Annotated in this window: 1 protein-coding gene; it reads left to right on the top strand. The window is 40.2% G+C overall.

Annotated elements, in window-relative coordinates:
• The coding region (locus tag CD150_RS13480) for a hypothetical protein (RefSeq protein ID WP_206185642.1) at positions 1 to 214 on the top strand (214 nt) is incomplete at both ends.

Below are 214 nucleotides of genomic sequence, written 5' to 3'. Positions count from 1 at the left end.
CTACAAACGATAACAGTACGGCTTCCAACACTAATGAAAGTAAAGACGACAGCACTAACGTAGCAGATCAGAATGATGATAACGCTAATGTCGCTCAAAATGATAATGCTTCTGATGTTGCTGACTCTGAGGTCGCTTCTGATGAATCAACTTCTGATTCTGCAAACGATAATAGTACGGCTTCCAACACTAATGAAAGTAAAGACGACAGTAC

The organism is Staphylococcus ureilyticus (genome assembly GCF_002902235.1).
Taxonomy (GTDB): domain Bacteria; phylum Bacillota; class Bacilli; order Staphylococcales; family Staphylococcaceae; genus Staphylococcus; species Staphylococcus ureilyticus.
The sequence above is the reverse complement of the archived record's forward strand: the minus strand, read 5'-3'. Positions and strand labels throughout refer to the sequence as shown.